Here is a 16,173-nt window from a genome sequence, read left to right on the forward strand (position 1 = left end):
ATTATGCCGCCTGCTTGTGCATTGCGCCGGACGCCGACGCCGTGCCGCGAATAGCCTTCACTGAACGCTCGATCGCCGCCCACAGCCTTGCGATCTCCTGAGCCGCACGGCTCTCGGCCTGGTATTCCCGCGCGCCCTCGCCGTGGCTCAGCGCCATCAGCAGATCCGAACGGTTGGTGATCTGGCCGCCCCACACCGGAGCACGGAATTTCGCCAGCGCCTCGCGGGCGATGGTCACGATCGGGCTTTCGGACTCGTCGCGGCGCGCCGGCGCACCGTTGAGCACGACCGCGTAGGGCTTGCGCGCCGCACGGCACATCTGGATCGTTTCCTGCACCGCGTTGACGTCGAACACGCCGGGACGGGCGGGGATCACGACCATGGTGGCATTGCGGATGGCGTCGTCGACGACGGCCGACAGGTTCGGCGGCGTGTCGATCAACACCCATTCATAACCGTCGCGCTTGGCAGCGGAGACGATGCCGCTGACCGAGTTCACCGCAGCCTTGATCGGCGGTTCGTTGGTGCCACGCAGCTTGTGCCACAGCGTGAGCGAGCCTTGCGGATCCGCATCGACGAGCAGGATGGGCTTGGTCGCCTTGATCTGCGCGGCAAGATGTGCGGCGAGGGTACTCTTGCCCGAGCCGCCTTTACGCGATGCAAAAACAATAACGTTCATACCTTCGGCCTCCAGATTGACCCCAGGCCGTGAAAATGAATCAGCGCGCTGATTCGGGAAAGAAAAATTTACCGACAGTTGCCTCGCCGCCACGAAATAACAAGGCGTGTTGGCTTTTGAGTCACACTGCGTCGTTCGGCGCTCGACACGAACTGCAATGAAACGCCTTCCACGCCGGCCAATCGTGCGTTTTTTGAGCAGCCGGACCGGACAAGGCGGAATGCAACCTCGCCGCGCAAACCGTTTGGCGACTCTTTTCCATCGCGCGCGGTCGCAATTGTCGCAATTCCTGCGCGCCAGCCGCGCGAACAAAACGGGTCCGGTGGCTGTCGCGGGGCTGATGCCCGGAAACGCAAATGCCCGGGACCTTTGGCGCGACAACGCGCTTTTGCCCGGGCACGATGAGTTTCAGGCGAGGAACGCGGCGCGCGCCCGGCGCTCAGCCTTCGCTGGATTTCTTCTTCTTCGGCGCCGGCTTGGTGGTCTTCTTCGCGGCCTTGGGCGCGATGCTGGTGGGCTTGCCGGCGCGGGCCTCGCCCGGCTCCGGTCCCGGCCGGAAGAAGGCCCGGCACGGCGGCGAGAGCTGCGACTTCTTCTGGATCATGCAGGCGGTGATGGCATCGACGTTCGGTACGAACTCGCCGCACAGCCGCATCGCGTCCGGCGAGCAGGCCTGCTGTTCCTCCGGCGTGTAGGCAAAGCCCGCACCGGGGTGGATCAGGACGGCCAGGGCGATCCCCGCGATCGCAGCAGCCAAGGTTGTCTTAAAGCGGAACGCCGGCATCGATCCCCCCAAATGTCGAGTCGATGCGAATAGTGGGTGAACGGGCGTTGGTTGGCAACGAGGGGCGAGGCGAAAGGTCGGACGTGTGCGGTCTCGGCAACAGCCCCCTCCCCGGCCTCCCCGCAAGCGGGAGAGGGAGCGCACCTCTCCCTCCAGCAAAAAATGCGAAAACAACCCCATGCACAGTAGCCGGGGCACTGAGCGTCCCTGCGAATTTTCACGCCTGCGGATTTTACGAAATCAATTTGACCCGTCGGGCAAAACAGTGGCATGATGGCATGATCGAGGATGCGTGGGGTGGTCGGCTGTCTCCCCCCTTGAGGTGAGGGTCGCATGGCCACCGTATTGATCGTCGCGCCGGTGTTTGCGCTGATCGCGGCCGGCTACGCCGCGGTGCTGTTTCGCTTCGTCTCCGAGGCCGCGCACAAGGGCATCTCCGAATTCGCCTTCAGCATCGCCATCCCCGCGCTGCTGTTCCGCACCATCGTCGTGTCCGAATTCCCCGACGTCAGCCCCTGGCGGATGTGGGGCGCCTATTACGGCGCGCTCGCCATCATCTGGATCGCGGCGCTGGCGCTCTCGGCCCTGCTGCGGCAGCGGCGCGAGGATCGCGAGGACGGCGTCGTGTTCGCGATCGGCTCGGTCTACGGCAACATCGTGATGCTCGGCATCCCCATGACGCTCTCGGCGCTTGGCAACGAGGCCGCAGGCCCGATGTCGCTGATCCTGTCGGTGAACACGCCGCTGCTCTGGCTCTGCGGCATCCTGCAGATGGAGCTCGTCAGCCGCAAGCGGACGGGCTCGGTGCTGTCGGTGATCCGGCCCGTGCTCGCGGATCTCGCGCGCAATCCGCTGATGCTGGGGATCGCCCTTGGCGTGGTCTGGCGCTTCACCGGCCTTGGCCTTCATCCCGTCGTCGACAGGACGATCGAGCTGCTCGCACAAGCGGGATCCCCCGCGGCGCTGATCGCGCTCGGCATCAATCTGTTCCGGTTCGAGGTCAAGGGCGAGACGTTGAGCGTCGTCGTGATGAGCGCGCTCAAACTGCTGGCGATGCCGGCGGTCGCGTTCGTGCTCGCAAAACTGCTCGACCTGCCGCCGGTCGCAGCCGGCGTGATCGTGCTGTTCGCGGCGATGCCGACCGGCGCCAACGCGTACATCTTCGCGGTCCAGTATCAGCGGCTGGTGAACCCGGTGTCCGGCGCGGTGGCGCTGGGCACGCTGCTGGCGGCGGTGACGTTACCGGTGGTGGTCATGGTGGTGGCGGGTGTGAAGTAGCTGCTCGCTGTCCCTGCCTGGCGAGCTACGCCTGAATGCCCGGAAAATGACCGTCTTTTGGGGAAATGAAATTCGTTGGTCCGCGAGATGATCTCTGAAGCGCGATGGCTTGAAATGAGATGGCTTGGGATGAGATGGCTTGGGGACGAAGCCTCATCGCGCTGCGGTTCAGTATAAGCAACGGCGATTATATACTTGACACCACAAAGCGCAACCCCTAGATTTTGGTAAGTTCTAGGGGATTGGCGTCATGTCGCAGTTCAACGCACCGCACTTTCAGAGCCACGAAGCGGCCCGCGCCTATCTCGAGGCGATCCGCTGGGGTGCTGAGCGCGTCTGCCCGCATTGTGGCACGGTCGGCAAGTCTTACGAAAACAAGAAAAAGCCGGGCGTCTATCGTTGCGCTGCCAAGGAGTGCCGCAAGGACTTCACCGTCACCACCAAGAGCGTGATGGAAAGCAGCCACGTCAAGCTGCACGTCTGGTTGCAGGCATTCTACCTGATGGCTTCGAGCAAGAAGGGTGTCAGTTCGCACCAGCTCCACCGCGCCCTTGGTGTGACCTACAAGACGGCTTGGTTTCTGACCCACCGCATTCGCGAGGCGATGCGCGCGGGCGGCCTTCTGGCCCCACTGGGCGCTGGCGGCAAGGTCGTGGAAGTGGACGAGACGTTCTATGGATTTCTAGAAGGCCAGCCCAAGACCGGGCGTCGCGCGTGGTCGAATAAGAACGTCGTCTTGACGCTGGTTGAGCGCGGCGGCTCCGCCCGCAGCTTTCACGTTGACGGCGTGCGTGTTGGCGACCTGATGCCGATCATCCGCGAGAACCTGAGCCGCGAAGCTCAGTTGATGACGGACGAAGCGAACGCTTACAAATTCATTGCTGAGACTGATGGTCTCGACCATTCGACCGTCACCCACAGCAAGGACGAATATGTCCGCCGCGAAGGTGACAAGGTGATCTCTACGAACACGGTTGAGGGCTACTACAGCATCTTCAAGCGCGGCATGAAGGGCGTGTATCAGCACTGCTCTGAGAAGCACCTTCACCGCTATTTGGCTGAGTTTGATTTCCGCTACAGCAACCGCGTTGCGCTTGGCATCGAGGATGGAGAACGTGCGGACCTTGCCGTCAAAGGCGCGGCTGGCAAACGTCTGACGTATCGTCAATCTAACTAAGCGCGATCTCCGCCGGGTGATTAGAAGGGCGCTGCGGAAGCAGAAGAAATAGGACGAGGGATGACAGAATTTCTTCAGGTGCTCAGTTCGCTACGCGAGCAGATGCAAGCGAATCTCTCAAGAACCGATGTATTGCGCTCGCTTGTGTGGCCGATGGGCATACTCATGTCGGCGACTATCGGACTGGTCGTCGCGAAGGCCCCCGAGTGGTTACTTATAATATTTTCAATTCTATTTGTTCTAAGCATGCTTCTCTACGGGGCCTCTTATGTGTTCTGTTTGATCAATGATCGCGACGCCCTCCGCTCAGAGAAATACACGCTAAATAAGTTAGCAATTGAGCATGGCTTGTATGGCGACAGTCGGATCGGAATGATTGAGCCTGACAGTCGATCGTCAACCCCAAAACTAGCCGGACCGGCAGCGACTCCTACTGAAGGAGACGCGCGATGACCCGCAAATTTGTGGTGGCGACGGACACCATGGCTGAAAGTGATGTGAAGGAACTGCAATCTTACCTAACTGGGCATGGGTGGTGGAAATGGCTGCCTAGTTTTTGGCTGATTGCGGACACAACTGAAGAGCTAACGGCCGAATCGATTCGCGATAAGATCCATGAACTAGATCGGACTGTACGTGCGTGGGTTTTCGAAGTTGAACCAAAGACCTTTGCGGCCTTGACGAGGCAAGATTCGAAAGGTCGTGACGGCGTCGATTGGGTCAGAAACAACTTTATGGAGGAGTAGTGTTTTTAGCCCGCTTCTTCCTGATCTTCTTGCGGGCCGTGGGCTTGTCCTTAAGAGGCTTGGCTGGTGTGTTCAGGCCGCCCTTGAGGGCATCTAGGAACCGACGCTGAGCCTCCGCTTCACTATATCGATCATCTGGCGGGCGCTTGCTCATGAGATTCCTTGCATTTTTCCAAGGATTTACTATAGAAAGGGCGTGACGCCGTACCGGTGGATCAGACCAGTACAGCGCCACGCCTACTCTATGGTGGTTGCATTGCTCCCACCTCCTTTAAGGCCCCCGGGGATCTCCGTGACTCCCCCCAGGGTTAGTTACTGAACGGGCTTCGCAACCCATCCTGCCACCCTCGCGGTGACTGCCTCTTGCATCGGGACACACGGCCTTATGCAAGAGGGATTGAAGCGGCGGCCTTTGGGCCGCCGTTTAGCTGTTGAGATTCAAAAGATCAGAACCCCCGACGCGCCGAGATGGTTGGCCGCCATCGTCTCGACGCACAATCCATTTGTCCTTCTTGTCGAAGAAATGCTTTTTCGCGATGCACCGATAAACGGTCGGCATCACAAGATTGACGGCAACGCCCGGCCACCACCGATCATTTATACCGACCATGATCTCAGTGGAGGTAAGACCTTTCGCGCCACGCTTTTCTGCCTCGGCTAGCAGGATCAGGACCATCTGCGGGACGGTCGGAATATTCGGCGGCCGGGGAGCGCCACCGGTCGCGGGGACTTTGGGTCTCTGAGTGCTTGCCGCCATTAGCAGCGCGGCATTGCTGGTGCCTCCGCTGTATCGCGTCAAGAGGTCGGCGTTACTGATAGTGCCTGTTCCGATGACCTGAAGATTGTTGGAGAGCGGCGCTTCTGCCATTGGAGTGACCGAAGAAGTCTTCTCCTTCAGGCGCGCAATAACACGCGCGGCAATCTCCAGTTCTTCCTCTTCCTTGGCACGAGCGGCCGCCTCCGCGTCGAGACGTGCACGCTCCTCGGCTTCCCGCGCGCGGGAAGCTTCCATTTCTGCCTTGCGCCTATTGATTAGCGCGAGCGGATCAGTGTCATCGGTGTGGTTTACCATGTTCGCCTTATGGGCCTTGGGTCCATCAAAGGCAAGCTTCAGTCCACTAAACCGACTGGACTCCCACAGATCTGCGATCACGAATCCGTTACTAGCCCATACAACCTATAGTGTATGTGGTGTAAAGTATATAATCGCCTAAGCAACTGGTGAACGCGGTGTCGGGGGCGGTGGCGCTTGGGACGCTGCTGGCGGGGATGACGTTGCCGGTGGGACGGTGAGTGATCCGCTCAAGCAGCCCAGTCCACAATCGCGTCAATGAAAGTCCGAGCTTGTCGGATCGCATCCAGCCGCGTCGCACAGACACCGACCGACACGGTTCGGCCCTTTCCGACCGTCCACTGCCAACCGGACAAATAGCTTATTTCAACGATCGAAAAGCTGACGCCGCGATGTTCCACGGAGAACCTCCGCTGACATGATGCCGTGTCCAAAAAGCCTACTCCAAATGCTGAATATGGTCCAGCCAGCTGAGCCAACAGAGCTGATCTCGGCTGGCGCTCTCGGAGAGCTCGAAACGACCCGGCGAGACCAGGCATAGACGCTAACTTCGTCGTTGACCGTCGCCGTGGCGTACGCGCTCAAACTGCCGGCGATGCCGGCAGCCGCGTTCGTGTTCGCGGCAATGGGAGCGAACGCGTACATCTTCGCGGCTCAGTATCGGCGGCTGGTGAACCCGGTGGTCTGGAGCCGTTTGCGCTGGGGACGCTGCTGGCGGCGGTGACTCTACCGGTGGTGGTGGTGGTGGTGGCGCGGTAAGCCCGCTGCCACGATTTTGCCATTGCACGCAAAGGTAGCTATTATGGGATGACAGGCATCACAGGAGGCGGATATGGGACATCGCGAGGGAATGCTCGACGTCATCAAACGCGCTTACGCCGCGCGCGATGACGGTGACGTGGAGGGCCTGGTCGCGGCTTTTCATCCCGAGGGCCTGTTCACGTTGATGGGAGACAAGAGCACGCTCGAACTGACGGGAACTATGCAAGGGCACCCGACCCTGCGCGGGGCTTTCGGCCAATTGATTGCCGACTTCAGCTTCGAAAGCCGCGAAATTCTGGCTGAGTTGGTTGACGGGAATCGTGCCGCAATACATTCCCGCGCTCTCGTTCGACACCACCCAACCGGAAAGACTGCCAGCACCGAGATTCTCGACCTGTTCAGATTTGAGGATGGCAAAATCGCCGAGCTGATTGAGTTCGCGGACACGGCACAAATCAAAGCCATGATCTCCTGACGCGCGATGAGACTGGATTGAATCGTCCTCGCGCAGGGAGAGAAGCCCGGGATCCTCGTGCTCGAATTGCCGCCGGTCGCAGCCGGCGTGATCGTGCTGTTCGCGGCGATGCCGACCAGTGCCAACGCGTACGCGGTCCAGTATCAGCGGCTGTTGAACCCGGTGTCCGGCGCGGTGGCGCCGGGCACGGTGCTGGCGGCGGTGACGTTACCGGTGGTGGTCATGGTGGTGGCACGTCTGGCCGCCAGGCGCGTTCCGCTTCGGCAGGTCGCAACCCGCCGGATCAACGCAATCCCAGGAATGACAGAATTACGCCAACCACGACGACGAGACCGACGATATAGATAATTCCGTTCATGGCTCAACTCCTCAGCGTTGTTTGTCCCTGCCGTATGCAAACACCCCGGCCGCCGAAAAGGTCCGCCGCACCGATTGCCGATTTTTCCCGAACGAAGGAACGAATGGCCTCCCTGCCGCTTCTGAATGCGGGACTGTCTGGAACAAGAGGGATCGATGGGTGTCTGGCATCAAATCGCGAGTGCGACCACGACGATTGCATTTTCGATTTGCCTGTTCATCGCGTCGCAGACGTACGTGGCGTCCCGCTTGTCAGCTGCAGAACTCTCAACCTCGAACGTCCTGAAGCTGCGAAATGCGGGTTATCGCGTGCCGCACGGTCATTGAACCGGACCGGCATGCCGCTTGCGGTATCGCTGATCGTGGACGGCTAGGTGCGACCGGGTGATCGCGCGGCTCTGGAGACGCTGCGCATCCACCGTGCCACGATGCTGATAACCTTCAGGCCATGAGCCTGGCGACTGCCGAAAGGGTTATTGAACCCGCTGGCCCGCGCGCCAGGCCATCTCCCAGAAGTCTGCCTCGAGCCGGGTGGCTTCCTTGAAGATCGCAATCAGTTCTGCCTCGCGGGCCGGTGTGGCGTAGAGATCGGCGAGATGCTCCATGTGCGCCCGCGCCTTGGCAGCGACCTCCTGGTACGGCGCGCCGGCATACTCGGCGATCCAGACGCGATAGGCGTTCGTCGCAGCGTCCGCGAGGGGGAGCGAGGCGAGCCGCGTCGCGATCTCCGCGTACCCGATCACGCAGGGGGCCAGCGCCACCTTGAGTGCCAGCAGGTCGCCGCGCATTCCCGCGTCGAGCACGTAGCGTGTATAGGCCAGCATCTCGGCCGCCGGAGCGGCCTGTTCGAGGTCGGCCGGGGATAGACCCCATTCGGCACAGAGCTTCACATGCAGGTTCATCTCGACATCGAGGATGGCCGAAAGGCCCGCCGCTGCTTCACGCATGTCGGCAAGACTGGGCGACTTGTAGACCGCGAGCGCGTAGGCGCGCGCAAACTCGATGAGGAACAGATAGTCCTGAACGAGATAGTGACGAAACGCCGCTTCGGGGAGCGAGCCGTCTGCCAATCCGTTCGTGAAGGGATGCTCGGTGTAGGCCCGCCACTCGGCGGCTGCTGCTGTCTTGAGACGCTCGAAGAAACTCACGATCTTTTTCGCCCGGCTTTCTTGTTCATGAACGTCTTTGGCGAGCTACCGATAGCGCATTGCGGACTGAGGAGCTACGGCGACCACGGACACAATTGGCTCTGAGCAGCGTTGCGGATCGGGCACTCCCTGCGTCGAGAGTTTTGTGCACTGTTACCGTAACATGGCCCTTCTCGTGAGGACCCTCCTCAGGTGTACTTTCCGAGCTTTGACCGCTTGCTCCTTGTGGAGCTGTTGATCAACCTCAGCGCTTCCTCAATTTCGTTGAGACCACGCAACTGAAAGCGAGTGAAACCCGGGCGATCTGTCACCAACGTCAGAGTTGAAGGCATGAAGCTTTCTGCTTCACCGCGCACAGTCACAGATAGGGCCTGCACTCGAGGTTGGACGATCACGTACCAAAAATTGTCGGGCGTGTTGCTGAAATTGTTGCGCTCACCTCGCTTTAGGTCTCCGGGAGATACCTCGCGTACTTTGGTCAGAAGGGTGTGCGCGGCTTCACGCGCTTCACCCTTGAGATGGACATCGACCAGATAGCGGAAATCTTTGTCTCCAGGGCCCTGAGCGGCAAGAGCATCTACGCTCTCGCCCAGCGCTGTACCGCCGTCCACGTCTATCACGATGGTTCGAGCAGTTGTTCCGACGTTCAACAGAAGCACTTGCTCGGCCTGCACGGCTAACTCCTCCTTCTCCTCATCGAAGCGGGGCTTGATCACCATGAGCACGCTGGTTTTGCCTTTAGGAATGCTTGGGCTGCCAAACATGGTCAGGTGATGTGGGAGGACCCTTGTTATCCAAATTCCTTGAGATGCCTCGTGACTATCTGGGAAGACGATCTGCATTTTTAATCTCCTGAATGCACTGCACAGATCATCTAACAGATCAATCCTCCGCTGACAAGTCTCGCCAATCCTTTGCGCCCAATAAGGTGGCTCTCTAGTGCCCAACCTTGGGCCTGTCTCAGATGGGAGTAACGGTGACCGGCACAAAACCGGCTTTGAGCAGTTGCGGGCAGTCCCCGCGTCGAGAGTTTGGTGCACTGTCAGCGTAATTCCTCAAACTGCTGGCGATGGCCGGCCGCCGCCTTCCCCTGACCAAGCTGCTCGGTTTGCCTCCGACCGCGGCCAGCGTGGTCGTGCTATTCGCGGCGATGCCGACCGGTGCGAACGCGTACAACTTCGCGATGCAGTACCAGCCGCTGATGAACCCAGTGTCGGGCACGGGAGCTTAGCGCGCTGCTGGCCGCGGTGAGATTGCCGGCGGCGGTGACGATCGTGGCGCGGCTAACAGCTGTTACGGTGACCGCGCACAAAATTCGCAGCGTTGCGGATAGCGCGCCTGTCCTGCTGGATCGGGAGTTTGTGCACTGTCACCGTAACGGAATCTCCTCGACGACCCGAGCCCCTTCTCCGTCGCGAGGTAAGCGAGCGGCGTCGCGCCCGCCGAAGGCGCTTAAAGGCCTGCCGAGTCGGACGCTTCGTCCAGTTGTGGGTACTTTAGCTGCCTAATCCGCGGCTCGAATGCTTTCTTAAAGCGTGAGACTTGTTCGCAGAGCCATTCAAAATATTCGGGCCATTTGGTGCGGTCAGCGAGGTCAGCGGCGCGATCCAGTACGATGACTTTGTCGATTGCATTCGGATTCGGATTCCACTTCAGCGAGCTTCCTATCTCCGTCTCGATCTCAGCTTTCTGCGCTTCAAGCTGCGGCAGCGCTTCGGAAGCGATCCGATTGCTAATATACACCCGCACTCCAATTCGACTATCGGCCACACTGGCGATATTCGAGAGATGGACGTTGGCTCGTCCGAGCGCGACATTGAACCAATACTGAGGCCTCGCCGCTTGTGCCGACCCAACGATTTTCTTTGTAAGTAAAACTTCGCGAAAACCGGTCCAGAACTCTCCTTGCAGCTGGCGAGCCTCACTGACAGGGCCTGCATCTCGGACAGCCGTGGCTTGCCGCACGATTTCTGAGGGTTCACTGAGAACATTGAATTGAACAGCAGGCCGGGATTCGTCTATCCGCCAGAGTTGGAGTTCGACAGCGAATAGGCTCAGGTCGTTGCTAGTATGATCGTTCAGCCATTCAATTGCTTTGCGATGCTCGTCTGTAAACCGCTCGGCTATCCATACCACGGCTGAGGCATTTAGCGTGGCCGCGTAAGTAAGTACTTTGCCGAGATGATCGTGATCGGTCTTTCCAAATTGATTCTCGATAATTATGAACTCGCCCGATGAGCTCTTAGCCAAAATATCAGCTGAGAATGGACCGACCGGTACTTCGACTCCGGTAACTTCTAGTTCCATTCCGATAGCCGCGGCTAGCCGGGCAATATTCTCCGACTGAGCAAGCCAAGGAGTAAAGTCGCTATCTTCGAATTTCCAAACTTCGCGGATAACTACTCTTTTCAATGTCCCAAGTTGAGCGATCATCAAAATCCCTCGTGTAAATGTCGTTGATGCTGAACTGCGACCAGCATTTGGCTGGCCTGCCGCAACATTCAGAAGCCTCTAATTCGCAGATTCTTCAGCTGAAGCTGTTGTATGATTGCATCCAGACGCCCAGCGACGAACGCTGCATAGTCCGGTAGCGATGCCATAAAATGTCTCTCCGAAAGGTTGCATTCAAGGCGGAACCATCGTCCCGCGCAAGTGCTGTGGTTCCGCACATGGCGCATGAATGCGGGAGGGCTCCGCGCGCCTTGTTGGGTCTACCGTGTCGTGTCAGGCAATAGCCTGAGCGATCGAAGGTCCCCGCCATAGCTGGGTGCGCATCAATTTCCGCACGCTGGAGATGCGGCAAGATCCGCAACGCTGGTACAGTTGGGTGGGCTCGAACCACCGACCTCCTGTTCCACAGACAGGCGCTCTAACCAACTGAGCTACAACTGCATCCTTGCGAGCCGCCCGAAGGGCGCCCTTGAAAGGGCCGGTACCGAGGGGGGCTGGACGGGGCGGAAACTAGGTGCAACGGCCGTTTTTGGCAAGGCCGCAAACGGACTGAATCCACCCTCAAACGACGTTATTTCCAAAGGAAAACCCGGGCCGTGAGGCCCGGGTTTCAATAATTCAAACCAGCCAGCCGCTCAGGCGGCGGGCGGGTAGAGCTTGGCGGCAGAGGCCTTGATCGGCTCGGCGGCGGCGGTGGCCGCGCGCTGGGCGATCTCGGCGAGCTCCTTGGCCTGGGCCTGGAAGGTCTCGAGCTGCTTCTTGGAATGGCCGGTCCACAGCGCGAACGCGTCCTGCGGCGACTTCACGCTGAACAGCTCCTGGGTGAAGTCCAGATGGGCGGTGGTGTTGGCCTTCATGAACTCCATCACCTTGGCATTGTACTCGCTCGCGCCCTTGTGGGCGGAGGTGAACACGGCCTCGATGGTGCCGTTGTGGGTCTCGGCGGCGTCCTTGAACTTGGCATAGCTCTCGCGGGCCTGCGACACGCCCTTTTCGGCGAACGCACGCATCTGCTCGGGGACCTCGAACGGAATGATCGAGGCAGAAAACGGATCAGTCGCACCTGTCATGGTTGTCCCTCACGCTAATGGAAAAATGGAGTGAGCCTTCTGGCGCGCCCGCCGGCCAACCGGGCTGTGTCTTTGGCTGAAGAGTACTGGCCCAAGACCTGGCGGGTACGAAGACTGGAAACGCGAAACGAATGATGGCTCGCCCAACGCCCAGCACTATCGCTGCCTAACATGTCAACATTGTGCATCGCAACGCAGTTTGGGCGGCGTTGCGAAAATTAATCCCGGAGAGGATGAGGTTCCCGGCGGATGGAACCGGTGGTTGAGGTGGCGGGGTAGGGGTAATTGCTCGGGCGGCGACATCGTAAGTGCCCATCCTCCCCTTGAGGGGGAGGATCGGTCCGCATGGCGCGAAGCGGTATGCGAACCGAGGTGGGGTGACAGTCTTTCCGCAGAAGCGGTGCCCGAGGGGAGAGATTAACCCCGCCCCGCTCGCGCTTCGCGCGATCGACCCTCCCCCTCCAGGGGAGGGTAATGAGCAGCCCCCCGCGAATCCTGCGGATGCAGAGCGCCAGCGGCTTGCGGCGCCGGCCGGATTAAGGTTATCGCGGCTTTAGGGCCTCCCCTGTAGACCGGGGCCGTGGACCTGCCCGCGCCCGCGGGCGATACTAACCCTTTCTTAAGGCTGTCATTCCGGCAGCCTCGTACCCTGATGCGTGACAGCGAGACTTGAAGCCGGTCGGATGACGAGTTCGGATTTCCAGTTGCGAGGCGTGGGTGATCCCCGGCTGGCCGTGCACGCGACCTCTCCGCTGCCCGCCTGGCTTTGGTCGATCGACGGCACGCGCGTGCTGTGGGCCAATCCGGTCGGCGCAAGACTGTTCGGCGCAATCCATGCCGCGGCGCTGGCGGAGCGAAGCTTCGGCCCGGCCGACGGCCATCGCCGCCAGGTCGCCCGGCTCGCCCGCCAGCTGCCGGCGAACGGCGCCATCAGGCTCGAACGGCTGCGCGGCTTCGGCGCCCGGCTCGGCACGCTGATGACCTGCGGCTGCGCCCGGCTCGAGTTTGCCGATGGCAGCTCCGGCGTGCTCGTTACCGCGATGGACCCGAACCTGCGCACCATGCCGCTGGTCGAGCGCCTGCTTCGTCTCGTCGACGGCGCCAGGGTGCCGATGGCGGTGTTCGCGCCCGACGGCCTGTTCGTCGGCGCCAGCGAGGCCGCCCGTCCCCTGCTCGGCTTCCGCGATCTCGGTGAAGCCGGCCTCGAACAGGCGCGCAGCGACGCGCTCAGCTTCGGCCGCGCCGAGACCCCGATCGGCATCGGCCAGATGGTGCTGCAACGGGTCGGCAGCGGTGCCGATATCGGCCTGGTCGCGCTGATCGAGCCGGCCGCGCAAGCTGCAGCGCCCGCGCCTGGTGACGTCGAAACTGAAACTGCCGAAGACGTCGCGCGCGAAGAAACAACTCAGCCCGAGGCTGCGCCGCCCGCGCCTGCAGCCGCCGTGCCGGAGGATGTGCAGCCTGCGTTGGCGAACGAGGGTCCGTCCGAATTCGCGCTGTTCGACGCCTTTGCCGAGCCGGTCGAAGCGCCGGACGCAACCGGGACGCTCGCGCACCAATCGCCCGCGAGCGAGCCGGCGACGGAGATCGTGTCGATCCAGCAAGCGCTCGCCGGGACCGCCGGCAGCGCCCCGCAGACTCCGGTTGAAAACTCGCCGGAAGCCATTGTGTCGCCGCAGGCCGCGCCGATCATTTCCCGCATGGTCGAGCCGCCGTCGGGCCATGAAGAGCCGCCCGCACCGCGTCAGCATCCGCTGCGCTTCCTCTGGCAGATGGATGCGGAGGGCCGCTTTGCGCTGCTCTCCGAGGAGTTCATCAACCTGATCGGTCCGCGCACGGCCGCCGGATTCGGCCGCCTTTGGCAGGAGATCGCCGCGGAATTCGCGCTCGATCCGGACCGGCGCGTCGCAGAGGCGCTCGCAAGTCACGACACCTGGGCCGGCATTACCGTGAACTGGCCGGCCGACGGCGGCGAGCATCTGCCGATCGAGCTTGCGGGCCTTCCCGTCTACGACAGCGCGCGCAATTTCGCCGGCTTCCGGGGGTTCGGCGTCTGCCGCGATCTCGACGGCCTCAACCGGCTCGAGGCGCTCCGGCGTTTCGAGCAGCGCGCCGAGCCGCCGGCGCCGCAAGGCCTGTCCGCCGACATCGTCGAACCCGAGTCCGAACCGGAGCCTGAGCCCGAACCCAAGCTGGAGGCGCCGCCTCCGCCGATCGAGCCGCCCGAACCCACGCCTGAGCCTGAGCCCATCGCCGAACTGCCCGAACCCGCAACCGATGTGACTTCACACCCAACCGATCCGGAAGCACCCGTGGAAACGCCCCCCAATGTCGTGCCGTTCCGCCCGTCGGGCGATGTCAGATCACCCGGTGATCAGAGATCGCCGACGCTGACGCCGATCGAGAACAGCGCGTTCAACGAGCTCGCCCGGCAATTGTCCGAGCGGCTCGAACGCGATCGCGAGACGATCACAGCAAGCGCGATCGAGCCGCCGGCGGCCGAGATCGCCCCCGAACCGCCGGCGCCGGAGCCCGAGGCCCCGCACGCGCCGGCCGAATGGCTGACCGAGCCCGCGCCGCCCGCACGCGGCCACAGTACGCGCGACCGCGCGCTGCTCGATTTGCTGCCGACGGGCATCCTGATCTACCGCCTCGACCGGCTGCTCTACGCCAACCCCGCCTTCCTCGCGCGCATGGGCTATGCCAGCATCAGCGCCCTGGAGAACGCCGGCGGGCTCGATGCGCTCTATGTCGAGCCGGGCGTGTCCCCGGCCAGCAGCACGTCGCAGGCCGGCACGCCGGTGACGATCAGCGCGACGGTGGCGAGCGGCGAAGCGCCGCTGCCGACCACCGAAGCGCATCTGCACGCCATCGACTGGGACGGCGAGAGCGCGCACGCGCTGATCTGCGCATTGCCGCAGGCGCTTCCCGTGGTCGCCGCGCCCGTCACCGCCGAGACCGTCGTCGTGCAGTCCGTTGTCGCCCAGTCTGTCGTTGCCGAAACCATCGTCCCGGAATCGTTCCCCTACGCGCTCGAGCCCGAGGCCGGCGATGCCGACGCGGAAGATCTCGCCGCGATCCTCGACACCACGGCCGAGGGCATCGTCATGTTCGATGCCGAAGGCAACATCCACGCCTGCAACCGCAGCGCCGAGGCGCTGTTCGGCTATGACGGCGAAACGCTGATGCAGCAGAACCTGGTGACGCTGTTCGCGCCGGAGAGCCAGCATGTCGTCGCCGACTATCTCGAAAGCGTCAAGAGCCAGGATATCGCCAGCCTGCTCGACCACGGCCGCGAGGTGCTGGGACGCGAGAAGAAGGGCGGCGTCATTCCGCTCGCGATGATCATGGGCCGCACGCGGCCCGACGGCCCGAACTTCTTCGCCGTGTTCCGCGATCTCTCCCAGAGCAAGCAGGGCGAGAGCGAGCTGATGCGCGCCCGCCACCTCGTCGACGGCGCGGCCAATGCCAAGGCCGACATGCTGGCGCGGATCAGCCACGAGATCCGCACGCCGCTCAACGCCATCATCGGCTTTGCCGAGGTGATGATCTCCGAACGCTTCGGCACGCTCGGCAACGAGCGCTACGGCGAATACATGAAGGACATCCGCGCCTCCGGCGAGCGCGTCATCGCCATCATCGACGACCTGCTGGAATTGTCGCGGATCGAGACCGGCAAGCTCGACCTCAACTTCGCCAACCTCAACCTCAACGACCTGGTCGAAGCCTGCGTGGTGGTGATGCAGCCGCAGGCCAACCGCGAGCGCATCATCATCCGCACCTCGCTCGCCCATGCGCTGCCGCAGGTCAGCGTGGATGCGCGCGCGATGCGGCAGATCACGATGAACCTGATCTCGAACTCGATCCGGCTCGCCAGCGCCGGCGGCCAGGTCATCGTCTCGACCGCGCTGTCCGACCGCGGCGAGGTTGCCTTGCGCATCCGCGACACCGGCCACGGCCTCACCGAGCGCGAAGTCGCCGCCGCGATGGAGCCGTTCCGCACTCCGCCGCCAGGCGATGCCGAGGACAATTCGGCGCTGAGCCTGTCGCTGACCAAGGCGCTGGTCGAAGCCAACCGCGCCCGGTTCAACATCAGGAGCACGGCCAACACCGGCACGCTGATCGAAGTGGTGTTCGCACAGGCGCTGGCGAAGGCCTGAGGGCTTCAAATACG

14 protein-coding genes and 1 tRNA gene are annotated in these 16,173 nt (G+C 62.0%); 7 read left to right on the forward strand and 8 right to left on the reverse strand.

The genetic code is table 11. The features are described 5' to 3' along the window. Position 1: 1 nt before the first annotated feature. Both NR187_RS15635 and NR187_RS15640 read right to left on the reverse strand, forming a co-directional pair. Positions 2 to 679 (reverse strand): ParA family protein, encoded by a 678-nt coding sequence (locus NR187_RS15635; RefSeq protein WP_211381568.1) that lies wholly within the window; start codon positions 677 to 679, stop codon positions 2 to 4. A gap of 439 nt (positions 680 to 1,118) precedes the next feature. Beyond that, positions 1,119 to 1,463, reverse strand: coding sequence for a hypothetical protein (locus NR187_RS15640; protein WP_211381567.1), 345 nt, complete (start codon positions 1,461 to 1,463; stop codon positions 1,119 to 1,121). Positions 1,464 to 1,796: 333 nt separating this feature from the next. Here NR187_RS15640 and NR187_RS15645 point away from each other — a divergent pair, with 333 nt between their 5' ends. The 3 genes from NR187_RS15645 to NR187_RS15655 all read left to right on the forward strand — a co-directional run bounded on the left by NR187_RS15645 (position 1,797) and on the right by NR187_RS15655 (position 4,664). Beyond that, positions 1,797 to 2,741: an AEC family transporter gene (locus NR187_RS15645; RefSeq protein ID WP_256806994.1), complete on the forward strand. Its 945-nt coding sequence runs from the start codon at positions 1,797 to 1,799 to the stop codon at positions 2,739 to 2,741. Positions 2,742 to 2,991: 250 nt separating this feature from the next. After that, positions 2,992 to 3,918, forward strand: coding sequence for an IS1595 family transposase (locus NR187_RS15650; RefSeq protein ID WP_256806995.1), 927 nt, complete (start codon positions 2,992 to 2,994; stop codon positions 3,916 to 3,918). A 449-nt stretch (positions 3,919 to 4,367) separates the two neighbouring features. Then, entirely contained in the window at positions 4,368 to 4,664 is a 297-nt protein-coding gene (locus NR187_RS15655) for a hypothetical protein (RefSeq protein WP_256806997.1), read from the forward strand. Positions 4,665 to 5,088: 424 nt separating this feature from the next. Here NR187_RS15655 and NR187_RS15660 read toward each other — a convergent pair whose 3' ends face one another. Continuing rightward, on the reverse strand, positions 5,089 to 5,817 hold the full coding sequence (locus tag NR187_RS15660; RefSeq protein WP_256806998.1) for a hypothetical protein: 729 nt from the start codon (positions 5,815 to 5,817) through the stop codon (positions 5,089 to 5,091). 475 nt (positions 5,818 to 6,292) lie between these two features. On the opposite strand from NR187_RS15660, the gene NR187_RS15665 reads away from it, so the two are divergent. The 3 genes from NR187_RS15665 (at position 6,293) to NR187_RS15675 (ending at position 7,321) form a co-directional block, all read left to right on the forward strand. Then, on the forward strand, positions 6,293 to 6,460 hold the full coding sequence (locus NR187_RS15665; protein ID WP_256806999.1) for a hypothetical protein: 168 nt from the start codon (positions 6,293 to 6,295) through the stop codon (positions 6,458 to 6,460). Between the two features lie 108 nt (positions 6,461 to 6,568). Continuing rightward, positions 6,569 to 6,973: a nuclear transport factor 2 family protein gene (locus NR187_RS15670; protein ID WP_256807000.1), complete on the forward strand. Its 405-nt coding sequence runs from the start codon at positions 6,569 to 6,571 to the stop codon at positions 6,971 to 6,973. Positions 6,974 to 7,030: 57 nt separating this feature from the next. Further along, complete coding sequence (locus NR187_RS15675) at positions 7,031 to 7,321, forward strand: hypothetical protein (protein WP_256807001.1); 291 nt, start codon at positions 7,031 to 7,033, stop codon at positions 7,319 to 7,321. 482 nt (positions 7,322 to 7,803) lie between these two features. Here NR187_RS15675 and tenA read toward each other — a convergent pair whose 3' ends face one another. The 5 genes from tenA to NR187_RS15700 all read right to left on the reverse strand — a co-directional run bounded on the left by tenA (position 7,804) and on the right by NR187_RS15700 (position 11,999). After that, positions 7,804 to 8,478, reverse strand: coding sequence for a thiaminase II (gene tenA / locus NR187_RS15680; protein ID WP_256807002.1), 675 nt, complete (start codon positions 8,476 to 8,478; stop codon positions 7,804 to 7,806). Between the two features lie 188 nt (positions 8,479 to 8,666). After that, positions 8,667 to 9,320 carry a hypothetical protein gene (locus NR187_RS15685; RefSeq protein ID WP_256807003.1) on the reverse strand — a complete coding sequence of 218 codons (654 nt, stop codon included), beginning with the start codon at positions 9,318 to 9,320 and terminating at the stop codon, positions 8,667 to 8,669. Positions 9,321 to 9,930: 610 nt separating this feature from the next. Then, positions 9,931 to 10,911 carry a DUF4268 domain-containing protein gene (locus tag NR187_RS15690; protein WP_256807004.1) on the reverse strand — a complete coding sequence of 327 codons (981 nt, stop codon included), beginning with the start codon at positions 10,909 to 10,911 and terminating at the stop codon, positions 9,931 to 9,933. 382 nt (positions 10,912 to 11,293) lie between these two features. Continuing rightward, a tRNA-His gene (locus NR187_RS15695) sits at positions 11,294 to 11,370 on the reverse strand. 194 nt (positions 11,371 to 11,564) lie between these two features. After that, positions 11,565 to 11,999, reverse strand: coding sequence for a phasin (locus tag NR187_RS15700; RefSeq protein WP_211381542.1), 435 nt, complete (start codon positions 11,997 to 11,999; stop codon positions 11,565 to 11,567). A gap of 683 nt (positions 12,000 to 12,682) precedes the next feature. On the opposite strand from NR187_RS15700, the gene NR187_RS15705 reads away from it, so the two are divergent. Beyond that, positions 12,683 to 16,159 carry a PAS domain-containing sensor histidine kinase gene (locus tag NR187_RS15705; RefSeq protein WP_256807005.1) on the forward strand — a complete coding sequence of 1,159 codons (3,477 nt, stop codon included), beginning with the start codon at positions 12,683 to 12,685 and terminating at the stop codon, positions 16,157 to 16,159. Positions 16,160 to 16,173: the final 14 nt, after the last annotated feature.

It is taken from the genome of Bradyrhizobium sp. Bra64, assembly GCF_024519875.1.
GTDB classification, from domain to species: Bacteria; Pseudomonadota; Alphaproteobacteria; order Rhizobiales; family Xanthobacteraceae; genus Bradyrhizobium; species Bradyrhizobium japonicum_G.